Below are 23,564 nucleotides of genomic sequence, written 5' to 3'. Positions count from 1 at the left end.
CTACTGAGTTATGAGTACACAGCATGCCAAAGCCACTAAAACCTTTTTAGCCGATAAGAAAAATGCCAAGTGGCACGATGAGACCCTTTGGCTCGTTCGTCAAAAGCGTGATAATCTGAGCAAGCATATTCCTGAGTGGGAGAAGCTAAGAGAGACAGCCCGTGATATAAAGATGTATAGCACCTCTCACATGGAGGAGCTGATTGAGGAGTTTGAAAAAAATGCCACGGCCAATGGTTGTATCGTCCACTACGCAAAGGATGCCGAGGAGTATCGTAAGGTGATCTATGATATCCTCTCAAGCCATGGGGTGAAGAAGATGGTGAAGAGTAAGTCGATGCTCTCTGAGGAGTGTGAGCTGAATAACTATCTATTTTCCAAAGGCATAGATGTGGTAGAGAGTGATCTAGGGGAGCGTATCCTACAATTGATGCATGCCCATCCTAGCCATATTGTACTCCCTGCAATACACATTAAGCGTGAAGCTGTAGGCAAACTATTTGAGGAGAAGCTAGGAAGTGAGAAGGGAAACTTCGACCCTACCTACCTGACTCACCAAGCTAGGAAATCACTACGTGAGGACTTCCTCAGTGCCGATGCAGCTATGACGGGAGGCAACTTTGCTGTAGCTGAAACTGGTGAGGTAGTGGTCTGCACTAATGAGGGAAATGCTGATATGGGTATGTCTTGTCAAAACCTTAATATTACCGCGTTTGGCATTGATAAATTGATTCCCAACTTAGATAGCCTTGCGGTATTTACAAGGCTCTTAGCTCGATCTGCTACCGGCCAGCCAAGCACTACCTATACCTCGCACTTCGGAAAGCCACATCAGGGTGGGGAGCAACACTTTATACTAGTAGATAATGGGCGTACGGACATTCTAGAGCAAAAGGAGCACCGTAAAGTACTCAATTGTATACGTTGTGGTGCCTGTATGAATACTTGCCCCGTGTATCGTAGAAGTGGTGGCTACTCTTATAGTTACTTTATTCCAGGGCCTATTGGTATCAATCTTGGTATGCTAAAGGATCCTAATAAGCACTCAGGCAATGTGTCGGCATGTTCGCTCTGCCTTTCTTGCTCCAATGTATGCCCAGTGATGATTGATCTAGGAGAGCAGATATATGTATGGCGACAAAAGTTGGATAAGTTGGGCCAAGCCAATAAGGAGAAGAAGCTGATGGTTAACGCAATGACCCCTGTATTCAATAGCCCGTTTATGTTTAATACTGCCATCAAGATGGCGCCAGTTGTCAATCATCTCCCTCGACCTCTTATCTATAATGGCTTGAATGCTTGGGGTGAGGGTCGTGAGTTGCCAAAGTTTACTAAGCAGTCATTCAATAGCTGGTGGAAGGAGCATCATAAAAAATAAAGCACTATTATGGATCAAAGCAAACAAAAGATATTAGACAATATAAGGCGTCACACCCATGAGAAGTATGAGATGCCAGACCTTAGCTTTCAACATATCACCTACGATGATAGGCTTCAAACTTTCCTGAATATTTCGGCTGGAGTAGGTGGGCGTGCAGAATTGCTGGATGAAGGTGAGACTGTAGACCAAGCTATTCAACGACTTTATCCCGATGCCAAAAGAGTGGCTTCCAATCTTCCAGAGGTCCATGTAGCTACTTATAATCCTGATGAGATTGAAACCCCACGAGAGCTTAATGGGACGGACCTTGTAGTTATTCGCGGTGAGTTCGGGGTGTGTGAGAACGGAGCTGTTTATATTGAGCAATCATATAAGCATCGTGCTATCTACTTCATTGCAGAGGCAATGGTGATCATACTAGATCGTAATGCACTCGTGGATACGATGCATGAGGCCTATCAAAAGGTGCCAAGAGAGCTCTCCAATGAGTTCCGTGGGTTTATCTCTGGGCCTTCAAAGACGGCTGATATTGAGCAAGCTCTGGTGAAAGGAGCACACGGTGCTAGAGAGACCGTGGTGCTACTCGTGTGATTGAGTATCTATCATCATCCAACAATAGATAAATATGAGCGTATTATTTTCTATTCTTCCGATTGTCCTCCTTTTCGTCTTGATGCTCGGCTTTAAGATGGCAGGACACAAAAGTGCCCTTATCACCTTGATCGTTACCATTCTTATAGCCCTTTTCCTTCCTAATCAATTTGATTTTGCACCAGAAGGGTATGAGCAGAGTGGGGTATGGTGGGCAGTGCTAGAGGGATTCCTTAAGGCAACCTTCCCGATCTTGATTATCATACTGATGGCTATTTATAGCTATAATGTACTGCTTAAGAGTGGTGATATAGAGATTATTAAGCGTCAGTTCACATCACTTTCTGATGACAAAGGGGTCACCGTGCTTCTCCTAGTATGGGGATTTGGTGGTTTGCTAGAGGGGATGGCAGGGTTTGGAACTGCCGTTGCGATTCCAGCTGCTATCCTAATCTCTTTGGGATTCAAGCCTGGGTTTAGTGCTTTGGTTTCATTGATAGCTAATAGTGTGCCCACAGGATTTGGTGCTGTGGGCGTGCCTGTGACAACTCTTGCGAATGAAGTCTCTGCGAGTGGTGTTGCAACACAAGAGGAGATCTTGGATATCTCTTCTAAGGTGGTTGTGCAACTCTCCCCACTGATGATTATTTTGCCCTTTATTATTCTGTTTTTAACTGATAGTAGTAAGAAGGCGCTGGGCAAGAATATTGTACTGGCACTACTTGTAGGTATTGTATCACTCGTTGTGCAATTTACATCAGCTAGATATTTAGGAGCCGAGACTCCAGCTATCTTTGGAAGCATTGTTTCTATCTTTGTAATCATACTATATGCTAAGCTATTTACTAAGAGTGGCAAGAAGGTAGAGGAAGAAAAGGTATCCACCAAGGCAAACCTTAGGGCTTGGAGTGTGTACTTTTTCATCCTCCTATTTATTGTGCTCAGCGGTCCACTAGTTCCTAGTATCAATGGATTCCTTAAGAGTACCCTTGTAAGTAAAGTTCACTTGCCCATATATCCTGAAGGGAAGTTCTTTACCTTTGGATGGATCTCCAATGCTGGGCTTATGCTCTTTCTGGGTAGCGTAATTGGTGGACTTATTCAAGGACTGAGTGTAAAGACCTTGCTCACTGTATTAGCTGAAACGGTGGTCAATCTCCGAAAAACAGTGGTGACCATTCTAAGCCTAGTGGCTATTGCTTCTGTGATGGGATACTCGGGTATGATATTGGTGATTGCGTCAGCGCTTGCGGCAGCTACAGGTGCTTACTACCCTCTCTTTGCACCACTGATAGGTGCTATCGGTACCTTTGTGACAGGTAGTGATACCTCCTCTAATATCCTATTTGGTAAGCTTCAGGCAAATGTGGCCACTCAGATTGGTTATCCTGACCCTAATTGGTTGGCAGCAGCGAATACTGCAGGAGCTACTGGAGGTAAGATCATCTCCCCACAGAGTATTGCTATAGCAACTGCATCGTGTGGTATGGAGGGTGAGGATGGTAAGATTCTTGCCTCTGCACTTCCCTATGCCGTGGGCTATATTGTATTGGCTGGCCTTATGGTGTACTTCTCAGTCGGAGTTATCTAGATCTTTCTCTGACTTTTGAAAGGTACTTTGCAATAGATTAATTACTTGAAAGCAAATGGTTTAATGTGATATTATCAAGGAGTTTATGCTAAAATAGCTCTCTTAATGCAGAAATCATAGCTTTAGTATTTTGTCATATAGATTTTTGTAGTTATCTTTGCGGAGCCTTAGGGAAGTTGCTTAGGGCGTGAGTGACCTATGGTGTAATGGTAGCACAACAGGTTTTGGTTCTGTTTGTCGAGGTTCGAATCCTCGTAGGTCAACTTTTTAGATAGCCTATATATTAAAACGCCTTCTAGGGAATTACCGAGAAGGCGTTTATTTTATTTCAAAGGTTAAGATTATATGAGTATCAACGAGCATAAACTTTCTGCTACCCCAACCCTCCCCACTATTATCATGGAGACTTCGTGGGAGGTCTGCAATATGGTGGGGGGCATCTATACTGTACTTAGCACCCGTGTGGCAACAATGATAGAGAAGCATGGGAGAGAATCCCTGTTATTTATAGGGCCAAAACTTGAGACTCCACAGCAGGACTTTATCCCTTCTAGAAAAAAGAGTGATCATGAGCTGGCTGATAAGCTCTTCGCTGAAACAGGGATTAAGGTACATTTGGGGAGTTGGGATGTTGTCGGCAAGCCTCGTGTGGCACTTGTGGCTTATCAATCGCTAGCTAGTCAGAAAGATGGGCTATATTATGAGATGTGGCAGGAGTATGGTATTCGTGGAGAGATAGGATATGGCGATTATGATGATTCTTGCCTCTTTAGCCTTGCCGTTGCAAAAGTGATGAAAGCATATATTATGCTTTTTCCTTCTGAGTATCCTTTGGCCATATTCAATGAGTGGACAACTGGTATGGGGCTCTTAGCACTTCGGAAGTGGGCTCCTCAGATTTACACACTATTTATTACTCATGCTACCTCTGTAGGACGTTCTATAGCTAGTAATGGGAAGCCATTATATAGCCAGCTACCTAATTATAACGGTAATCAAATGGCCGAAGAACTTGGCGTGATGTGCAAGCATCAGGTGGAGCGTTCAGCTGCTCATGTGGCAGATGTCTTTGCTACGGTCAGTGAGGTAACAGCACTTGAAGCTGCACAGTTAATAGGTCGTGAGCCAATGGTGCTTCCAAATGGTTGGGAGGAGGGGGTGATACCTTCTGGATACCAATTGCGCAAACTACGCGAGGGAGGAAGAAAAGCTATTTATCATCTTACGGAGACACTTTACGGAACTAAGCTAAGCGACGATCCATTTATAGTAGCCACTTCTGGTCGTTGTGAATATCGTAATAAAGGGCTGGATGTGTTTATTGATGCTTTGAGGCGACTACATAATATGGACTTAACTCGAGATATTGTGGCATTAATATTGGTGCCTAGTTGGGTTAAAGCTCCTAGGCCTGAGCTCCAAGTAGCTTTAGCTAGTGACAAAGCTACTACGCTTGCAATGCAGATGCCGTACGTTACTCATGAGCTTAATGATGGATTGGGCAATCAAATTTTGGCACACCTCCATTCTTTAGCTGAGAATTGGGGGCAAAATATCTATCCAATATTTATTCCAGATTACTTGGATGGTGCTGATGAGGTGCTTAATATTACCTATTATGACCTTTTGCCGGCTGTGGACTTAACGGTATTTGCTAGCTACTATGAGCCATGGGGGTATACACCATTAGAAAGCATCGCTTTTGGGGTGCCTACACTTACAACGGACAAAGCTGGCTTTGGTATGTGGGCCATGGAGACCAATACCAAGAACTGCCTGAGGTATGGTGCAAAGGCTCTAGAAAGAGAGGATGATGGATTTGAGAGTTTGGCGGAGAGCATTGCTCAAAAGATTGCACGATTCTCTTCTTTTCCTAAGGAGATGGTCGCACAAAGCAAGCAACGTGCTAAGAAATTAGCTCAGAAAGCGAGTTGGCACTGCTTCTATGCCCAATATTTAGAGGCCTATAGTGAGGCAATCAATCGAAAACCATCTAAAGAGAATTGAGCAGATGTGTAAGTTTTCATTCATTATCCCGATATACAATAGGCCAGATGAGCTACGGGAGTTATTAGCTTCTTTTGTTTCACAAGAGCAGGTAGAAGGTATTGACTATGAGGTGATCGTGGTAGAAGATGGCTCTACCAACGACTCTGAAGATGTGGTAAGTGTCTCGGGATTGCCTGTGAAGTATATTGTGCAGGAAAATACCGGCCCAAGTGGTGCTAGGAATCGAGGGGTAAAAGAGGCAAATGGTGAGTGGGTAGTCTTTTTGGATAGTGATGCGGTACTTCCCAATAACTACATTCAGAGGGTAAATGAATACGTAGATAATACAGTTTGCGACTTGTGGGGAGGTCCAGATAGGTCTAGAGAAGACTTTACAATAATACAGAAGGCGATTGACTACTCTATGACCTCGTTACTCACTACAGGTGGAATTCGTGGCAAGAAAAAGAGTGTTGACCATTTCTATCCACGTACCTTTAATATGGGGATACGTCGGGAGTTATTTAATCAGTTGGGCGGCTTTAGAGATGGTATGCGGTACGGAGAGGACTTAGACCTAAGTATGCGAGCTTTGGAGAATGGTGGGGTTTCTGCTTTATTTGAAGAGGCCTGGGTATACCATAAGCGCAGGGTTGATTTCAAAGCTTTTTTCCGACAGATTCGTCAGAGTGGAAAGGCTAGAATAGTACTTAATCGCTATCACCCTGGTACGCTCAAGTTGGCTCATACATTGCCTAGTCTATTTGTGATATTCAATGTGGCTGTATTACTGACCCTCTCGCCTGTGCTTTATTCCATTTTGCTCCTTTACCCACTTGCAATTGTGGTAGATGTATACACCAAAGGGGGAAGTTTAGAGCTCGCAGGCTACGCGGTAGCTGCTGTCTATGTGCAGCACTTTGCCTATGGGTTAGGGTTCCTTGAAGAGTGGCTATTTCCCAAGACAAATTAGCCTCCTATTTTTAGATGGAGACAAAATAGTATCTTTGTAGAGTATGAGTGATATTGGACATCTATATTATGAGATTGCTGGAATGCCAGTAGTTCTGGAGACACCGAATGCCGATCGTGTGTCGCAGCTATTGATCCCCTATGCTCCTTTCCTTTTGAAATGTAGTAAAGGTGTTGAGGCAAAGGTCTGCTTTACGGCAGGGGTAGGGATTTCCATTCCTAGTGATTTAACTCCAATCGATACTGGAGAGTTTGAGGGAGGTTGGTCCAAAATATATTGTGATGACCACTACTACTATACAGAGATGGAGCTCTTTGACCATCTCTACTATATGCGTGCTACAAAGGATTGGTCTAATGTCGAATGCGATGTGGATCTATTGCAGAAGGATGCTATCTATGTATTAAACTCTTTTTTGATACCAGCTTATGGGATGCAACTCATCAAGTTGAAGGGCTTAAAGATGCATGCTTCTGTAACGATGGTTGATGGAAAAGCTTTGCTCTTTATGGGAACTAGTGGCACAGGAAAGAGTACTCATTCAATGTTATGGAGGAGGTATGTACCTGGTGCACGCTTACTGAATGATGATGAACCTATCATTCGTCTTCTTCCAAATGGAGAAGTAAGGGTGTATGGAGCTCCGTGGAGTGGAAAGACTCCTTGCTATATTAATGAATCGGCAAAGGTGGCAGGAATGGTGCTTTTGAAGCAAGCTCCTGAAAACAAGATCTATAGAGGGAAGTTTAGTGAAGCTTTAAGTGCATTGGTGATGTCTACAAGTGTGCTTAGAACAGACAATGACCATCGCAATCAGTCGTTTGAGCTATTGACAGATATTGCCCAGCAGATCCCATTTTATACGTTGGAGTGTAGACCTGATAGAGGGGCTGTGGAGCTAACGTACCCATTATTGTCTAATGATAAATAGTAATCTTATGAAACTTAGAGACGACATCGTAATTCGTAAAGTAGGCAGCGAGTACATTACAGTTGTACCAAGCCCACAGGGCGTAGGATATAGTTCTGTAGTAACGCTTAATGAGAGTGCTGCTGAGGTTGTCAAGACTTTTACTGGACTTGAATTTAGTGCAGATTTAGTAGCCACTTTTTTGCTGAATAATTATGATGTTGATACTGAGAAAGCCCACGAAGATGCAGTTGCTCTTGTGAAGCTTATAGAAAGTTCAGGCTTGATAAGCTTAGAAAATCATTAATTTTTTTCTAGTAGGGAGGGAAATGGAAGATCTGCTCGGTTTGGCAGCGAAAGATTTATCACAAGGATACCGAGTGATAGTAAGAGCCAGAGGTAATAGTATGTATCCTTTGATTCATGATAAGACTGATAAAATAGTTCTAGCACCTATTTGTGCCCGTCTTAAGGTGGGAGAGATAGTGTTGGCTATTAATGATGGCGACTTCATTTTACATCGAATTGTGAAAATATACTCTGACAGCGTATTATTACGCGGTGATGGCAATCCTGCTGGCATAGAGCATATTAAGATTGACTCAATATTAGGAGAAGCAATAGCGATAGTATGGAGTAATGGTAGAGTGATTCATAAAGGGTCGTTACTATGGCGAGGCTTTCAGTATCTTTGGCCAAAAGGTAGCTGGCTTAGGAAAAAGTCTTTGGGGGTCTTACGACGACTAGATTTGATTTAGATTATGGATAGAGCATCGCTACTTTTTATTGAACTATTGAGAGCTTCTATTAGGGGCATTCCATTTGAAAATAATGGCTCCGATTCGGAGTCCACAATTCAGCAGGCACCACATTTATGGCGACTTGCTAAGCAGCATCAGGTGGAGGGAATGATTGCCGATCAATTGCTGACACTCCCCGACTTGCCTATGAATATTTCAGTTCAACTGATGAGCTATCTGCAGGGCTTGGAGAGGCTATCTAATGATATGTCGGCTGTCTTAGCAAAGCTCTATAATGAGTTGGAGGCACTTAATTTTCATTCCATCCTCGTAAAAGGCCATGCTAATGCTGCTCTATATCCCAATCCATTACTGAGAACCATTGGAGATATTGACCTATACTTTCAAGATAAGTCTGATTTTGAAAAGGTTATAGAGATGATGAGTAGGAGGGGATACAAAATTCATAGTGAGACTAAAAATAATAAGTTACTCCATAAGGCGGTGCAAATGGATACCTTCTTACTAGAGTGCCACGGTCAATTGCTCTACTTACCTATGACTGCTAAGAATAAGGTATTTGAAGAGTACTACAGTCAATTACTCAATCACACTGAGAAAAAGGCTATCTTAATTGATAATGTTCCTGTACAAGTATTACCCGCTGAGCTACAGTTAATTCACACCTTTCTCCACTTTTTTGGAGACTTTTTATACGGTGGTGCTAACTTTAAGCGATTATTGGATTGGTACTTTGTGGTGAGTAAGTATGGTCATACTATTGATCAAGACAGATTGTCACGCTTGCTTAAAGAAATGAAGCTAGAGTATCAAGTAGGTCTCTTTGGAGAGCTCTTGCATAGGTGGTTTGAGCTTCCAGAAGAGTCAATTCCATGGAAAAGGCCAGAGAAAACACCTAATTTCCATCGCGATTTAAAATCACTAGAGCATTGCTATTTTGAAAATAGGATGGAGCAGTTAAAGAGTAGATCCTCTCAAGGAAGTGTCTGGCAACAACGCTTTTGGAAGTGGTGGAGTGTAGTGGATCATAATTTCCACTATAGGCATATAATAGGTCATTATGCCTATAAAGCTCCGATGGATATGCTTCTTTTTAGAGCCCAAGAAACTGTGAAAAGAAGATGAAAAAGAAGACAAGGATTATTTCCTTTTTATTAAAAGATTATTGGGTTAGATTGCTCTTAATCTTTCTTCTAGGGCTGGTATCAGTGGGTCTTAGCTTCCTCTTTGTATGGCTTAGTAAGCTATTAATTGATGTGGCTACAGGGGATTCATTGAAGTATGACTTTTGGTTTGTAGTGATATGGTATTTATCACTTATCTTTGGACGAATACTACTGACCACTTGGAATAGATGGTTTTCAACTACCACGTCGGCAAAAATCACTAAAACGCTTCGTGCTAGGCTCTATGACGAGCTACTGTATACTAAGTGGAATGAGCTATCACACCTTAGAAGTGGGGATCTTACTTCAAGGTTACTTCAGGATGCAAAGGAGGTAACTGGATTACTGGTTTGGCAGTTACCTTCCTTGGCAATTGGGGTGATTCAGTTGATTGGAGCATTAGTATTCATGTCCTTCATTGATCCTCGAGTGACGTGGTGTGTCGTCTTTTTTATCCCCTTCGTCTTTTTCTTTAGTCGAATATACTTTAGGAAGATGCGAGTGATCACTCACAGAGTGAAAGGACGGGAAAGCGATCTTTTTTCCTACTTTAATGAGGTAGTTCAGCATCAACTAATCATACGGATTTTTGGTCAACAATCTAAGACACTCTCTCAGCTGGGTAAGGGGGAGAAACATTTGGTGGACATGATTAAAGAGCAACTACGCTTCAGTGTATATAGTGGTTTAGCTTTGAAAATAGTATTCACTGGGGGGTATGGAATAGCTATGGTATGGGCCATCTACCGCCTGCACTTAGGGTTGATTACTTTTGGATCGGTAGTAGCTTTTTTGCAATTGGTCTCTTACATTCAATCACCTACCTACAATACCGTAAAGCTATTGCCAGGTATTGCATCTTCACTAACAGCCATTGACAGATTAGAGGAATTGCTTTTGCTCCCTTCGGAATCAAGAGCATCTAAAAATGTAGCCTTCAATTCCATTGATAGTATCCAGGCAAAGAAGCTAAGCTTTAGCTATAAAGGAAGAGAAGAGGTATTGAATCAGGTTGACTTTGAAATCAATCGTGGTGAATTGGTGGCATTAACTGGAGTTACTGGTACGGGAAAAACTACGATTTTCAAGCTCTTGATGGGACTAGAGACTCCTATGAATGGCTCACTGCATTTAGCTCTCTTGGAAGGAAAAAAGGTGGAGATAGACGAACAAACTCGTGATGCATTTGCTTATGTGCCACAAGAGACAGCACTTTTCTCTGGGACGATCAGAGATAATTTATTACTCGGTGCTCCTGAGTCTTCTGAGGAGCAAATGATAGATGCACTGCACTTGGCTGTTGCAGATTATGTATTAGAACTTAGTGAGGGCTTGGATACAGTTCTTACAGAGGGTGGTGTAGGGCTATCGGAAGGGCAGGCACAGCGTATTTCTATTGCACGAGCCTTATTATCAAATAGACCCATATTGCTACTTGATGAAGCAACTTCTGCCTTGGATCCTGAGACGGAGTCTCAATTGCTAGCTAATCTCCAACGATTGACTATTGAAAGAGGTCTAACGACACTATTTATTACTCACAATCCGAAGGTGGCAGATCATTGTAACCGCACCCTCAACTTAGCACATGGTAAAATCAACGAATCGTATGAATACAACTAAACTCCTATCAATCATTATTCCAGCCTACAATGTAGCTCCATATATAGGCAAGTGCTTAGATAGTTGCTTAAACCAAGACATTCCACACGAGCATTATGAAATTATAGTGGTGGATGATGGGTCGAAAGATGACACAGCACTAGTTGTAAAGCAATATTGTAATGAATACCCTAATATCTCGTATCACTATCAAGAGAATGCGGGGCAAGGCGTTGCTAGAAATGTTGGCCTTAGCTATGCGACAGGTGAATATATATGGTTTGTTGACTCAGACGACTGGATAAGAGAAAATTGTATCAATTCATTGCTTGATTATGTAAGAAAACTCCAGCTAGATATCTGCTTGTTCCCTGTGGCCAAGGTAGATGGAGAAAGGAAAAACATAAAGGATGATTTCGCTCATTTTAATGAAATTGCATACTCTTTAGATGAGTTTGCTGAAATGGGAAAGATGACCTATTCTCCTTGCAACTATTTGTTTTTACGCGTGCTTAGTAGCTCAAATAACATCTGTTTTTTATCGGGAATATATCATGAGGATATAGAGTTTAATACCCGGCTTATCATGGAAGCAACTCGTATCGGGCATTATAAAAGTAGTGAAGGACTGTATTACTACAGATATACTCGTGAAGGTTCTACAATGAATAATCGATCTGAGCCATCCTTGCGAAAACACATTTTAAGTCTATTTATTGTCTTAAAATCAATGCGTAATACTTATACTCAAGCACAAGAAGGTGCCTACAAATCGTTATTAGCCACTACACATAATAGTCTGTTTCTCACCGCTCTGATTCCTATTTTTGAGACCTGCGATTTGCCAAATAAGGATCAGTTATATCGCGAGTATGCCAAGGAGTATCAATTTGAATATCTGAAACCGAAAAAAGGGCTTTCAAAGGTGGATATTATGTCTCCTTTTCGCTACTCTCTAGCTCTCACAACAAGACTCCAACGCACATTCCAATCCTTTAGAGCCTTAATAAACCACACTAGATTTTAGGACATGATTAAATCATAATCTAAACAGCTATTACTTCTTTTTCAGTAGTGTGGTCAGAGTGTCTTTAGCTTTGAGTAGTCCTTGGAATATTTGCCCAACTATTGGAGTTTTCCAAATGTTGTACAACTTATGTGCTTTTTTTGACACCTCCATTTGTTGTTTTAGCGACTCTGGAAGGTGGATGTAGTAGTCCCACCACTTATCAAATTGGATGGCATATCCTTTCCAAGGTTTAGCAGAGGTGTAATGCACATTGCCATGACGGTGTACTGCTTTCCAGTCATCATTTGTATATAGCTTCAAAAAAGCATCTTTGTATATACTTGGATAGAATGTCCGTATACTATTGTAGTAGGGGGGTAGGGATATGATTTTGCCGTGTCCTAAGATGTTGTAGGCATCTTGATCTGGAAAAACAAAGCTCTTTGCCCTCTCCGTCTGTAGCAGATCCATCATCTGCTTGCTGAAATTCACTCTCCTCATCTCCTTGAGGTTCATCAAAAGGAACCCGCTATTGATGTACCATGTGGGGTCATTAAGTTCAAGAGACTTAAAGTGATCTATATTAGCCCCTATTAATGTCTCCCGTACTCCTCCTAATAAGTTTTCACCCAGGTCTATAGAGAAGAGCTTGGAGAGGTCGTTTTGCACAATAATATCACAGTCTAGGTAAAGAGCAGTATCATACTCTGGAAGAAGCTCAGGAATCAAAATCCTATATAGTGACCCGATGGAGAACGATCCAAAATAGGCACTTGGCACGCGACCTGACATATATATAAAGGTCCACTCAGACACGATACCTCTCCTGTCTAATCCTTTTATGCCCTGCTCAATAGAAGGGGATAGCGGAGCTTCAACAAGTGAGATGATATGGTACGTTGTATTAGGGTCTGCACTCTCAATGATTGATAGTAGGGTAGTAGCTGCAGGGACTACAAAATTGGTCGTGTAGCAAACAACAATAGGAAGTGGCATAGTCGTATTCAGCATTGAAGCAATTGATTAAATAATTGATCCCAGGTATTTGCAATGGGTGGGGTAGGGTTGGTTATAGGTGTGGGCATAAAACTTCCATATGCTTCTTCAATAACCTTCTTCATTAAGTTAGCTAGCTCATTAGCATCATGAGGAGAAAAATAGGCTGTCTGTAAAAGTCCACCAGCAGTTTCGTGAGCATAGGGTAAATCTGCTAGTAAAATTGGGCGACCATATCTTCCAAATTCTGTAATAGGAAGTCCCCAGGTCTCCACTTTAGAGGGAAAGACAAGTGCATCAGCCTTGTCATATAACTCCCTCATCTGAGTCTGATTTTGATAGCCAGCAAAAGAGATAGAGCTGACTTCGCCCCATCGGCTGTATAGATACTTTGCATACCTGTTTTCATCTCCTTTGAGGGTCAAAATGGTTTGAAACCTTCCTTTGCCGATCTGCTCTTCTAGCAGTTTTGAAGCTTGACAGAGTAGTTCAAAATTCTTGTGTACATTTGGAGCCGCAGGGTAGAAGAATGTAGTAGTCCTGGAATTGTTTGCTGGCCTAATTTTGTCATTTCTTATTGGCATCATTGGAGGGAATACGATAATTCTCTCAGATGACAAACCGAATAACTTCTCAAATGCATCCTTAAACCACTGAGTTTGTACAACCACAAAGTCGTTCTTCTTTATATTGGGTCGATAGATAAAATTCTTTGATAGCCATGCAAAGAAGAATATCTTGTAATTAAGGCAAAGGTCTCTAATACTTCCCTTATAGAAGGGGAATGGATTATGGCAATATACGGCCCTTTTATTAGCAACAACATTTGGTGTTGTATCATGTAGAGAAAGCCAAAGATCGATTGAAGAGAGCCTTTTAGAGAGTTTTTTTAGGGTAATATGTTCACACCAAAGACGGTGCATCCAAGTCTTTTTAGCCCATGGAATTTCAATGTATTCAATACCTTCATATAGGGCTAGTTTTTTATCGTGTACAATAGCGATGACTCTGAGGTGATCAACCTGAGTGGATAGGTACTCGAGACAATTATTTAATATCTCAAGCGTACCCCCTGTATTAATATTTACAGCTGAAATTACGATTAACTGCTTATTCATATAGAATCTTATTAAAAAGTGATGTCCACAGCCTCATTATTCTTTCTTCATCAAATCTCTTTGAAGAAACTACTGCTGCATTTCCCATGCGTAGTCTTAACTCTTGATCTTTAATAAGCTCAAGTAGTTTATCAGCAAATAACTGCCGGTCGCCCATTGGAATGATATAGCCATCAATTCCGTCATTGATAATGTCTTTTGGACCACACTTACAATCGTAAGAGATTATTGGCAACCCACAAGCTTGGGCTTCTAAAAGCACCATCGGAAGTCCTTCGTAACGAGAAGTCATTGCGTATATACCCGCTGTGAGGTACTTCTCCTGAATAGTGGAAGTAACAGGTGATAGCGTCACTTTACTCTTGAGACCAAGACCATCAATTAATTTCTGGAGCCTATCTTTATCTGGACCATTACCTATGATTTCAAGGCCCCAATCAGGTGCCTTATCGTGTATAGCACTGAAAATATGTATTAATTCAGAAAAGTGTTTTTGGTGTGCCAGTCGTCCAACAGCTATAATCTTATTGGTTCTCTCTGTTTCCTTTAAATCAATATTTCTGAATGTATTGTTTAGAGCATTAGGTATAACGCTTATATTTTTATCCATACCCCAGTAGCCTTTGTCCTCGTTTGTAAGAACTACAAAATGGTCGTATGACTTAGCTGTTTTAAGATCTTGTTTGCTTAATATGCGATCAATGATGCCCAATAATCCTTTTCTTTCATATTGCTTCCTTTTGAATCTTGAAAAATGGACTTCAAGGATTTTCTTGCTTCCATCATTAATTTTTGGAATGATAGATGACCCATTGTCAAAGAGTGAGACAACTATGTCGGGCCTAATTGATCGCAGATGTTTGGAGAGAATGCTTTTATGCTTTAAGAGTTTAAATGGGTATGAAAAAAGCTTAGCTGCTATCCCCTTGCTTTCTTCGTAATTAATGCCCAAGTCAATTTGCTGAATATTTGGATTGAGAGGGAAAAAAGCATTGCGTCCTCTCTGCTCTGTGGTGATAATCGTAATTTCATATCCGTGAGACGACAGCCAGTTTGCCTTGTTCGAAAGCACGCGTTCCATACCTCCAGAGTTATAGGTCCCTCCTATGCAGTAGACAAGCTTGATATTACGTTTTTCCATACTTTGTTAAACAGCTGCAATTTTATATTTAGACTGAAATTCATCTAGCCAGTAGAATAGGGCAACAACATAATAAATGTCGGTCGATACTTTTATCCAAACTACAAAGACAATGATTAATAGTAAAATAAAAAGCAACCTATAGTTTGGAATGGCTTTGCAAAAAGAGAGAAGCTGATAGATAAAGAATATCGCAAAGATAGTCAGACCACATAATCCAGAATACAATACAAATCGGCAATATCCGATATCTGTACCAAAATACCAATCTTCAAATATCCCATAACCAATGATCCACCCCTGTAAATCTGTAGGCCATATCCACATCGTTTGGAGCACATCTGTACTTCCTGTTTGCCACACTCCAGTTTCAAAGAAACTGAAAAATCCCTCAAACCCAAAGCGGAATAGGCTTCTAGCCTCTGCACTCACATTATAGATCAGTATACTTGCCAAAATTGAAATGGCTAAAATAGCAAGGAAGCTATTAATCATAGGCTGGAGAGATATCTTGCCATTTCTATAATTCGCGAAATAAGAACCGATTATAACAATCAGACCGATCACTACTCCTATAAGTGTAGTACGTGAAATCATATTACCAATGATTGATATGATTAAGAAGGAGCAGATAAACCACCTCATACTACTAGAAGAGCCATATACTAGCTCATCCTGTGTCATTACAAATGCGGCCATCGTAAGTGTTATTGCAAAACGAACTCCAGCCGGGTCTAGTGATGCACCTATCCCATATAGCCTCCCCCCTTCCTTCACAAATTGGTTGCCAGTGGTAAGATAGTTATCAACGATATATGCCACCATTGGAATATTATCAATTAACAAGGCAATCACACACTGAAAGAGACAGACTGCAAGAAAATAGCTAGTAATTAGCCTAAGATTTACCTCTCTATGCACTACACGAATTAATTCAGCTACAGTATAGGCCGAAAAAGTCCAAGTAAAAAATGAGACAAAATAATTGCTATAGCCATAGTCTGAAGTGGCATTAATCTCAGTAGAGAGATAATTAATAGTCGAAAATAAAAAAGCTATAAGGGTTGCGAATATGAGTTGCAGTGGAATGGTATTTTTCTTTTCATTAAAAATGCCAATCAGGAATAAGACTGTACCAACTATTGCTAGCACCACTTTAGTATTAGGTCCACCGTATACACCTAGAGAGTTAATTGGGAAAAGGTAAAAATCAACTGCTAGAGCACATATAATAGTGCCTATAGCTTTGGCAATGTTATTAAGCGAAAGGATGTTATTCATGATCTCTATCTCTCTTAATATCTCAATCTATAAGCTATCTTATAAACATAATTAAATAGATCTACCAACCAAAATTGTCCCTTCATAGCCCACTTCTGAAGCCATTGATTATATTTATGATCTGACGGGTATTCATCTATAAAGAGATTAGCCTCTGGAAACAATTCCTGCCATTTTTTATATTGGTTAGCATCTCTAGAATATAGAAAAGGAAGCTTAAGGGTGAGCTTCAAAAAGTTTATATCATCAGTGTAATCGTGACTACTGACTTTTGCCATTATTTCCTCTAGAGCTTTAATATTTGTGGCGATATCATCGTAGTGCTTATTATTATAGTTTTTAGTGAGAGAGGCTTCGTTAGATGTCATATAGTGATAAAGGGGGGCGTTTAGCATTTGAAAGTCTTTAGCATAGAGCAATACCTGCCCCATAAAGTAGAGGTCTTCACCCATATTATACCCTGAAAGGAAGTGTATATCCTCTCTCACGATCAGCTCCCGCCTTATCATAAAGGCCCATAAGTTCCATTTCATTTTCCCTTCACAGATCAATTTCAGAGCTGCTTCGGGTGTATTAGGTTTGGGACAGTCAATAAGCCTTGATTTTGTCTCATTCTGCAGATAATAGCTATATCCGACAACATCGGTTTGCGGGATAGAAAGTAGCTGTTCAAAGGAATTCGGAGCATAATAATCATCTGCATCTAGCCATAAAATATACTCTCCAATTGCATGAGATAGGGCTGTGTTTCTAGCCTTAGCAACACCTCCATTCTCTTCATGCTGTATAATCTTTACGCTAATATGTTTAGGGGCATTAATCGAAAATTGCTCAAGAACCTCCAGGGTGTTATCAGTAGAGCAGTCGTTAACTACTACGAGTTCAAAAGGAATTGCCCCCTGATCTAGGAGCGAGTCCAAACTTCTTTGAATCGTATTTTCACCATTATAAACTGGCATCAGCACAGAAATTAATGGGAAAGAACGTACTTTTTGTATATTGTCACAATTTTGCATAAGACGCAGATTTTATCTTCTACTTGCAAAGATAAGGAATAATTTTGAGGTGGGTGGTGAAAGTCATCTTAGGCACAATCACTAATGGATAGTTGAAAGATCGGATGGTGTGGATATTGGTGAGGTGAAGTCGAGTATTAATGTGTAATCGAACAGTCGTGGAGATGTGAGCTTGGGGAGATTTGCAGTGATATGGGGCTTAAAGTTGGTTCTATTAGATTAAGAGAAAGAAAGAATGACGATTATTCAACAATTGGGGCTGTAGTCTAAAACACATTGCATCTTGCTGATTTAAAAGTGTGATTGATTATTTTGAAGCAGTAGCAAAAGGGTTTACTGCTATAAGAAGGGGCAAGATTAGAGCAAATGGCAAGCCTACATATCTTTTAGAGATGTCAGATGGTAAAAGCAAGACCTTGTTTGTTGAGTTATCTGACAATAGTGGATATTATGAGGTTAACAGTGCTGATGTATTTAGACCAGAATACGCAAAAAACAAAGAACTGATTTGAACCGAACCCGCCACTGGCAACAGTGTAACTACCGACACTGCTGAGTCTGACACACAATCAAAGGGTAGTAATGCCATTAAAGGGAATGCTCCACAAATCAGTTCTTCTGAAAGCAAAGGTAGTGATAATGAATGTAGGAGATGTACAGGTAGAATTTAGAGATAAAGAGACTGTCGAGCTGATGTGTGAGAAAAATAGAGATTTGAACCAAAAAAGGTGGGTGAATAGGTGTTATCTGAAAATAATTGGTCGTCTAACAGCTTATGCAACCTTAAATCTATTGTGGGTCAATAATTATTGGTAATTTTGAAGCAACTAGTTATGACTTATAGATATTAGAGATGCCACAGTTTAGTTTTGATCAACCGATTGAGCGAAAGGGCACCAATAGCGTGAAGTATGACGGCTTTGGTACCTTTCAAAGCGACTATGATTCAGTCATTCCGCTATGGATCGCTGATATGGATTTTGCAACACCACCTTTTGTTGCCGAGGCGATCAGGAAGCGTCTGGAGCATCCGATTCTTGGCTATGGTACTATTCCCAATTACTATTATGAATCTATATGCAATTGGTTTCAACTAAAATATGGATTCAAACCCGCCGATAATGAGATTAAGTATATCCCAGGCATTGTCTCTGGGATTTATAAGTTGCTTGAATGCTTAACGGATAAAGGTGATCAAATACTCATCACCCCACCAGTTTACTATCCTTTTGCACAGGTAATCATCAATAGTGGACGGAAAGTGGTAGAGGCACCTTTGCAGTTACACAATGAGAGATATGAATTGGATTGGGATAAGCTGGAGTGGGGCATGCAAGAGGCAAAAGTATTCCTACTCTGTCATCCCCATAATCCTGGTGGTAGGGTTTGGCGTCGCGAAGAGCTGGAACGGATTGCAGATTTGGCTATTAAATACAATACGATAGTCCTAAGTGATGAGATTCATGCCGATCTTACGTATAAAGAATTTGTGCATATCCCTTTTCCATCTGTCTCTGAAGTGGCAAGCAAAATAGGTATTTCACTTATGGCTCCTTCTAAGGCTTTTAATATGCCTGGAGTTGTCGGGTCTCATCTATACATTAAGGATAAATCCTTAAGAGATGCAGTCTACTCATATATTGATAATAATGGACTTGGTATTGGTGATTGCTTTACTTATGATGCAATAGCTGCGGCTTATAAGCAAGGAGCTGAGTGGCTTGATGAATGTACTGAGTATATTCAAGGTAACGTAGCATATGTACAAGACTACTTAGCCAGGCATATACCGAAGATTAAAATGATAGTACCTGAGGCCTCTTTCCTTATTTTCTTGGACTGTAGGGGATTAGGATTATCTAGCACTGAAGAACTCAATGAGTTTTTTATTCAGCGGGCTGGGCTTTTCCTAAATGATGGAGCTATGTTTGGTACAGGAGGAGACTATTTTATGAGATTGAATATTGGTTGTCCTCGCCAATTGCTTACGCAAGTGATGGAACGACTTAAAAGTGCTGTGGAGAAATTAAATGTATAATAATATAAGGGAATTATGAATTCACTAAAAGCAATATCGCCAATTGATGGACGATATAGAAAGCAGGTTAATGAGCTAGAGAATTACTTCTCAGAGTATGCCTTAATGAAGTATCGTGTTAAGGTAGAGGTGGAGTACTTAATAGCTTTATCAAATGAGCTACCTGAAAGACTATCTTTACTACAACAAGATGAGATTAGAGATGAATTGCGAAAGCTATACGAAGGCTTTTCTACTGAGGATGGGCAGCGTGTAAAGGAAATTGAGTCTGTCACAAACCACGACGTAAAAGCAATTGAGTATTTCATTAAGGAACGACTTAGTGATGAAAAGTATGCTCCAGTACTAGAGTTTGTACACTTTGGTCTTACCTCACAAGATATCAATAATACTTCACAGCCAATGATGCTTCGAGATGCTCTTGAAGATGTTTGGTGTCCAATGTTGGAGGAGATTATTGCCGAACTTACTGAGAAGGCAAATGAATGGAGAGAGATACCAATGCTGGCTCGTACTCATGGGCAACCTGCTTCTCCCACAACACTTGGCAAAGAGATTTACGTATATGTTTATCGTCTTTCTGAGCAATTAAAACTACTTCAGTCTGTACCACAAAGTGTCAAGTTTGGTGGAGCTACAGGAAATATGAATGCCCATCACATTGCTTATCCTGAGATTGATTGGCGGCAGTTTGCCCATACCTTTGCAGAAGAGTACCTGGGCATGGAGCTAGAGGAGTATACCACACAAATCTCAAATTACGACAATCTCGCAGCATTGCTGGATAGCATCAAGAGGATTTGTGTGATACTTATTGATTTTGCAAGGGATATGTGGACCTATATCTCTGAGGAGTATTTCAAGCAAAAGATAAAAGAGGGTGAAGTAGGCTCTTCTGCAATGCCTCACAAGGTGAACCCTATAGACTTTGAGAATGCTGAGGGTAATCTAGGAATAGCCATTGCCTATTGTGAGCATTTGGCTCATAAGCTACCAATATCACGCCTTCAGAGAGACCTCACAGATAGCACCGTGATGCGAAATATCGGAATGCCTATTGCTCACAGTTTGATCGCTTTTAATAGCCTTAAGAAAGGAATAAATAAGCTATTATTACACGAGGAGACTATACTTGAGGATCTAGATAATGCACTCCCTGTAGTGGCAGAAGCGCTTCAGACCATTTTGCGTAGAGAGGGGTATCCTAATCCTTACGAAGCTCTTAAGGGGCTTACAAGGAATAATGAGGTGCTGACACGTGAAAAGCTGGATCGTTTCATAGATAATCTTGATATCTCTGAAGAGCTCAAGAAGGAAATGAAGCAAATTACGCCACGAAGTTATACTGGAGTATATTGCTAATTAATCATATTAAAAGAGGGTTTGGAGATGTCTCTCCAAACCCTCTTTTTGTTAGTTATAAGATGGGGTGATTAAAACCCTTCAATTACTGGTAGGAACTTCTCTGATGAGAGTGAGGCTCCACCAATAAGTCCACCATCTACATCAGGTTTACTAAATAACTCCTTAGCATTGCCACCATTGGCACTTCCGCCATACAGAATGGTAGTATTATCAGCAATAGACTTGCCATACTTATCTGCTATTACCTTGCGAATGTGTGCATGGATCTCTTGGGCTTGATCACTCGTGGCAGTTTTGCCAGTGCCAATGGCCCAAACAGGTTCGTATGCCAATACAATATTCTTGAAATCACTTTCAGATAGATCAAATAAAGCCTCTTTTACCTGACGCTCTACCACCTCAAAGTGTTTACCCGCCTCACGCTCTTCGAGTACCTCTCCAATACAAAATATTGGCTTTAGCTGATTAGCTAGAGCAAGCTCTACCTTCTTCTTAAGAATAGCAGAAGTCTCATGGTAGTATTGCCTGCGCTCGCTATGCCCAAGGATTACATAAGTGGCACCAGTAGAGGCAACCATTTCAGCAGATACCTCACCAGTAAATGCGCCTTTTGACTCGTTAGCACAGTTCTCAGCAGCTACCTTGATAGGGCTACCAGCTACAGCCTTTGCTACCTCGCTAAGGTGGGTAAATGGTACGCCTAGAATCACCTCGCAGTTAAGGTTTTTACCTTCAATAGAGCTACGTACATCTTTGGCTAGCTGAATGCCCTCAGGGAGTGAGGTGTTCATTTTCCAGTTGCCGGCAACAATGTTTTTTCTCATAATCATTTCTCTTTCTTACGTTTTACAATATTTATCCTTCTAATAATGCCACCACAGAGGGTGATAAGTATATATAAAGCTGATAGTATCCCAATAAAACCAAACTTATCAAATCTGCTATATATCGGATGGCCTAAGCTAGGTGAATTACTTTTAATAACTCCTCTATTTAACGCAGAGTCAAAGTCACTACCTGATAGTTTGTCCACAATTTTTCCTGCTTTAATCAGCAAAACCCCTGGATTGCTACGTACGATAGTTATTGCTGTAGTTTTATCCAGAAAAAAGATTTCAGCAAACCTCTTCTCAAGCTTTGTATACCTTGGATCGCTCCAGATATCAGCTGTATTGCCCATAGCAAGGAGTAGGGGGTATGGAGACTTTTCAACCATCTCTTCAAGCATTTTGGGTTGAACCGCTGTTATATCAGGGGAAATAACTAAAATAGCTTCACTCTCTTGATAAGCCAAGTCCTCCATCGCATTACTGCCATCTTCTCTAGTGAGTACAAAGTCAGCACCTAGAGGCCTAGTTGCCTCTTTGATAACTTCAATCTCGTCCCTCACAAATATCCAAGTGGAGTCTAAGTCATTGAGCTCATCAATTCCGAATACCTTTTCAACGCCATCTTTTTGGTAGACAAAGTTGTAGATGTATTCTCCTTCCGATCCACCAGTAGTGGTCAGTTCCATAAGGTCGCTTCCAACCTTATATGGACGGAAGTCTATAATAGGAAGATGTTTGATATTCGCAAGGTTAAAGCCTAGAAAAACGATCACTCCTGCAAGTAGAGCATAATTATTGCCTTTCACATTTAACCAATGATACCAATGGTCTCCATTAAAATATAGGTAGATAACGAATGAAAGGAGTACAACATTTTTCCAGAACGTAGCTTTGTTACTAATGGTGATGGCATCACCAAAACAACCACAGTCTGTGACAGGATTGAAAATATAGATATAGAGAGTCAGCAGAGTCATTGCCCCCATCAATGCAAGTGTCACGACTCTCGTCTTTGATGGTCTAAATCCTAAGAGAAGAGCTATGCCAAGCGTACTCTCAAAAAGATTAAGCGCTACAGAAAAGACAAGGTCTACACTAGGATTGGAATGGATGCCGAAGCTGCTAAAGTACTCTCCAATTTTTATTGCGGTACCCACTGGGTCTATACCTTTCATAAGTCCAGAAAAGACAAAGACCAAGCCCACTATAATCTGAAGAGTGGTAGTCAATATTTTTTTTGACTTAATCCATTGCATCACATCCTTCACTAATTTTTATTAGAGCGAAAATGGCGTAATTGATCATGTCAAGGTAGTTGGCATCAATACCTTCGCTCACTTTTGTAGCTCCTTGATTATTTTCTATCTGCTTAGTCCTAAATATCTTTTGAAGGATGATATCGGTAATGCTGGAGATACGCATACTACGCCACGCCTCACCATAGTCATGGTTTTTGGAAAACATCAGTTCTTTAGCCTTAGCAGCATACTCACCATACCACTGAAGGAGTAGATCCTTATCTTCAGTAGGTTGGTCAGTATATCCCTTTTCTAGCTGAACCAATCCCATAATCGCATAGTTAACGATCCCTATAAACTCATATTTAAGAGCCTCTCCGACCTTGTTTTCCCTCTTTTCCTGCACAGATCTTATCCTTTGAGCTTTAATATAGATTTGATCTGTGATAGCAGTAGGGCGCATTACACGCCAAGAAGCACCATAATCCTTGAATTTGTGGATAAAAAGCGTCTTGCAATTTGAAAGCACCCCTTCAAATTGTTCCTCCGTCTTTTTGTAATCTGCCAT

22 protein-coding genes and 1 tRNA gene are annotated in these 23,564 nt (G+C 40.8%); 15 read left to right on the top strand and 8 right to left on the bottom strand.

Annotation, left to right across the window (positions count from 1 at the left end; translation table 11 throughout):
* Positions 1 to 10: 10 nt before the first annotated feature.
* From QVO39_RS05570 to QVO39_RS05515, 12 genes are all read left to right on the top strand, one after another.
* The gene (locus tag QVO39_RS05570) at positions 11 to 1,378 is read left to right on the top strand and encodes a lactate utilization protein B (protein WP_021903363.1); all 1,368 of its coding nucleotides are present in this window, start codon (positions 11 to 13) and stop codon (positions 1,376 to 1,378) included.
* Between the two features lie 9 nt (positions 1,379 to 1,387).
* The gene (locus QVO39_RS05565; protein WP_021903362.1) at positions 1,388 to 1,972 is read left to right on the top strand and encodes a LutC/YkgG family protein; all 585 of its coding nucleotides are present in this window, start codon (positions 1,388 to 1,390) and stop codon (positions 1,970 to 1,972) included.
* A gap of 34 nt (positions 1,973 to 2,006) precedes the next feature.
* The gene (locus QVO39_RS05560) at positions 2,007 to 3,563 is read left to right on the top strand and encodes an L-lactate permease (protein WP_021903361.1); all 1,557 of its coding nucleotides are present in this window, start codon (positions 2,007 to 2,009) and stop codon (positions 3,561 to 3,563) included.
* Between the two features lie 192 nt (positions 3,564 to 3,755).
* Positions 3,756 to 3,826: transfer RNA gene (locus tag QVO39_RS05555), tRNA-Gln, on the top strand.
* A gap of 82 nt (positions 3,827 to 3,908) precedes the next feature.
* Positions 3,909 to 5,570 (top strand): glycosyltransferase, encoded by a 1,662-nt coding sequence (locus QVO39_RS05550; RefSeq protein ID WP_021903360.1) that lies wholly within the window; start codon positions 3,909 to 3,911, stop codon positions 5,568 to 5,570.
* Positions 5,571 to 5,574: 4 nt separating this feature from the next.
* Positions 5,575 to 6,525: a glycosyltransferase family 2 protein gene (locus tag QVO39_RS05545; RefSeq protein ID WP_021903359.1), complete on the top strand. Its 951-nt coding sequence runs from the start codon at positions 5,575 to 5,577 to the stop codon at positions 6,523 to 6,525.
* A gap of 43 nt (positions 6,526 to 6,568) precedes the next feature.
* The gene (locus QVO39_RS05540; RefSeq protein WP_021903358.1) at positions 6,569 to 7,456 is read left to right on the top strand and encodes a hypothetical protein; all 888 of its coding nucleotides are present in this window, start codon (positions 6,569 to 6,571) and stop codon (positions 7,454 to 7,456) included.
* A 7-nt stretch (positions 7,457 to 7,463) separates the two neighbouring features.
* Positions 7,464 to 7,742 carry a PqqD family protein gene (locus QVO39_RS05535; protein ID WP_021903357.1) on the top strand — a complete coding sequence of 93 codons (279 nt, stop codon included), beginning with the start codon at positions 7,464 to 7,466 and terminating at the stop codon, positions 7,740 to 7,742.
* A 22-nt stretch (positions 7,743 to 7,764) separates the two neighbouring features.
* Positions 7,765 to 8,193: a S24/S26 family peptidase gene (locus QVO39_RS05530; protein ID WP_288171813.1), complete on the top strand. Its 429-nt coding sequence runs from the start codon at positions 7,765 to 7,767 to the stop codon at positions 8,191 to 8,193.
* Between the two features lie 3 nt (positions 8,194 to 8,196).
* Entirely contained in the window at positions 8,197 to 9,321 is a 1,125-nt protein-coding gene (locus tag QVO39_RS05525; protein ID WP_021903355.1) for a nucleotidyltransferase family protein, read from the top strand.
* Positions 9,318 to 10,985, top strand: a complete 1,668-nt coding sequence (locus tag QVO39_RS05520) for an ABC transporter ATP-binding protein (RefSeq protein WP_021903354.1) — start codon at positions 9,318 to 9,320, stop codon at positions 10,983 to 10,985. The genes QVO39_RS05525 and QVO39_RS05520 overlap by 4 nt, the downstream gene beginning before the upstream one ends.
* Positions 10,972 to 11,991: a glycosyltransferase family 2 protein gene (locus tag QVO39_RS05515; RefSeq protein ID WP_021903353.1), complete on the top strand. Its 1,020-nt coding sequence runs from the start codon at positions 10,972 to 10,974 to the stop codon at positions 11,989 to 11,991. Before QVO39_RS05520 ends, QVO39_RS05515 begins: the two co-directional genes overlap by 14 nt.
* Before the next feature lie 30 nt (positions 11,992 to 12,021).
* Here the strand turns inward: QVO39_RS05515 and QVO39_RS05510 are convergent, their stop codons facing one another.
* The 5 genes from QVO39_RS05510 to QVO39_RS05490 are packed head-to-tail and all read right to left on the bottom strand — an operon-like array spanning position 12,022 to position 17,525.
* On the bottom strand, positions 12,022 to 12,984 hold the full coding sequence (locus QVO39_RS05510) for a glycosyltransferase family 8 protein (protein ID WP_021903352.1): 963 nt from the start codon (positions 12,982 to 12,984) through the stop codon (positions 12,022 to 12,024).
* Complete coding sequence (locus QVO39_RS05505; RefSeq protein WP_021903351.1) at positions 12,978 to 14,087, bottom strand: glycosyltransferase family 4 protein; 1,110 nt, start codon at positions 14,085 to 14,087, stop codon at positions 12,978 to 12,980. The genes QVO39_RS05510 and QVO39_RS05505 overlap by 7 nt, the downstream gene beginning before the upstream one ends.
* Positions 14,080 to 15,228 carry a glycosyltransferase family 4 protein gene (locus QVO39_RS05500; RefSeq protein WP_021903350.1) on the bottom strand — a complete coding sequence of 383 codons (1,149 nt, stop codon included), beginning with the start codon at positions 15,226 to 15,228 and terminating at the stop codon, positions 14,080 to 14,082. Before QVO39_RS05500 ends, QVO39_RS05505 begins: the two co-directional genes overlap by 8 nt.
* Before the next feature lie 6 nt (positions 15,229 to 15,234).
* Positions 15,235 to 16,509, bottom strand: coding sequence for a hypothetical protein (locus tag QVO39_RS05495; protein ID WP_021903349.1), 1,275 nt, complete (start codon positions 16,507 to 16,509; stop codon positions 15,235 to 15,237).
* Between the two features lie 14 nt (positions 16,510 to 16,523).
* A complete protein-coding gene (locus tag QVO39_RS05490; protein ID WP_021903348.1) occupies positions 16,524 to 17,525 on the bottom strand; it encodes a glycosyltransferase family 2 protein in 1,002 nt (333 codons plus the stop codon).
* A gap of 299 nt (positions 17,526 to 17,824) precedes the next feature.
* On the opposite strand from QVO39_RS05490, the gene QVO39_RS05485 reads away from it, so the two are divergent.
* The 3 genes from QVO39_RS05485 to purB all read left to right on the top strand — a co-directional run bounded on the left by QVO39_RS05485 (position 17,825) and on the right by purB (position 20,925).
* Positions 17,825 to 18,037: a hypothetical protein gene (locus tag QVO39_RS05485; RefSeq protein ID WP_288171812.1), complete on the top strand. Its 213-nt coding sequence runs from the start codon at positions 17,825 to 17,827 to the stop codon at positions 18,035 to 18,037.
* A gap of 341 nt (positions 18,038 to 18,378) precedes the next feature.
* Positions 18,379 to 19,563 (top strand): MalY/PatB family protein, encoded by a 1,185-nt coding sequence (locus QVO39_RS05480; RefSeq protein WP_021903346.1) that lies wholly within the window; start codon positions 18,379 to 18,381, stop codon positions 19,561 to 19,563.
* A 15-nt stretch (positions 19,564 to 19,578) separates the two neighbouring features.
* Positions 19,579 to 20,925 carry an adenylosuccinate lyase gene (gene purB / locus QVO39_RS05475; RefSeq protein ID WP_021903345.1) on the top strand — a complete coding sequence of 449 codons (1,347 nt, stop codon included), beginning with the start codon at positions 19,579 to 19,581 and terminating at the stop codon, positions 20,923 to 20,925.
* A gap of 71 nt (positions 20,926 to 20,996) precedes the next feature.
* Here the strand turns inward: purB and tpiA are convergent, their stop codons facing one another.
* Genes tpiA through QVO39_RS05460 form a run of 3 tightly spaced genes read right to left on the bottom strand, consistent with a single transcriptional unit; the run spans position 20,997 to position 23,564 of the window.
* The gene (gene tpiA, locus QVO39_RS05470) at positions 20,997 to 21,752 is read right to left on the bottom strand and encodes a triose-phosphate isomerase (protein ID WP_021903344.1); all 756 of its coding nucleotides are present in this window, start codon (positions 21,750 to 21,752) and stop codon (positions 20,997 to 20,999) included.
* Positions 21,753 to 21,754: 2 nt separating this feature from the next.
* Positions 21,755 to 23,014: a BT_3928 family protein gene (locus tag QVO39_RS05465; RefSeq protein WP_021903343.1), complete on the bottom strand. Its 1,260-nt coding sequence runs from the start codon at positions 23,012 to 23,014 to the stop codon at positions 21,755 to 21,757.
* Positions 23,001 to 23,564, bottom strand: a complete 564-nt coding sequence (locus QVO39_RS05460) for a DUF1599 domain-containing protein (protein ID WP_018028041.1) — start codon at positions 23,562 to 23,564, stop codon at positions 23,001 to 23,003. The genes QVO39_RS05465 and QVO39_RS05460 overlap by 14 nt, the downstream gene beginning before the upstream one ends.

This window comes from Porphyromonas sp. CAG:1061 (genome assembly GCF_000435035.1).
Classification (GTDB): Bacteria; Bacteroidota; Bacteroidia; order Bacteroidales; family Porphyromonadaceae; genus Porphyromonas_A; species Porphyromonas_A somerae.
The sequence above is the reverse complement of the archived record's forward strand: the minus strand, read 5'-3'. Positions and strand labels throughout refer to the sequence as shown.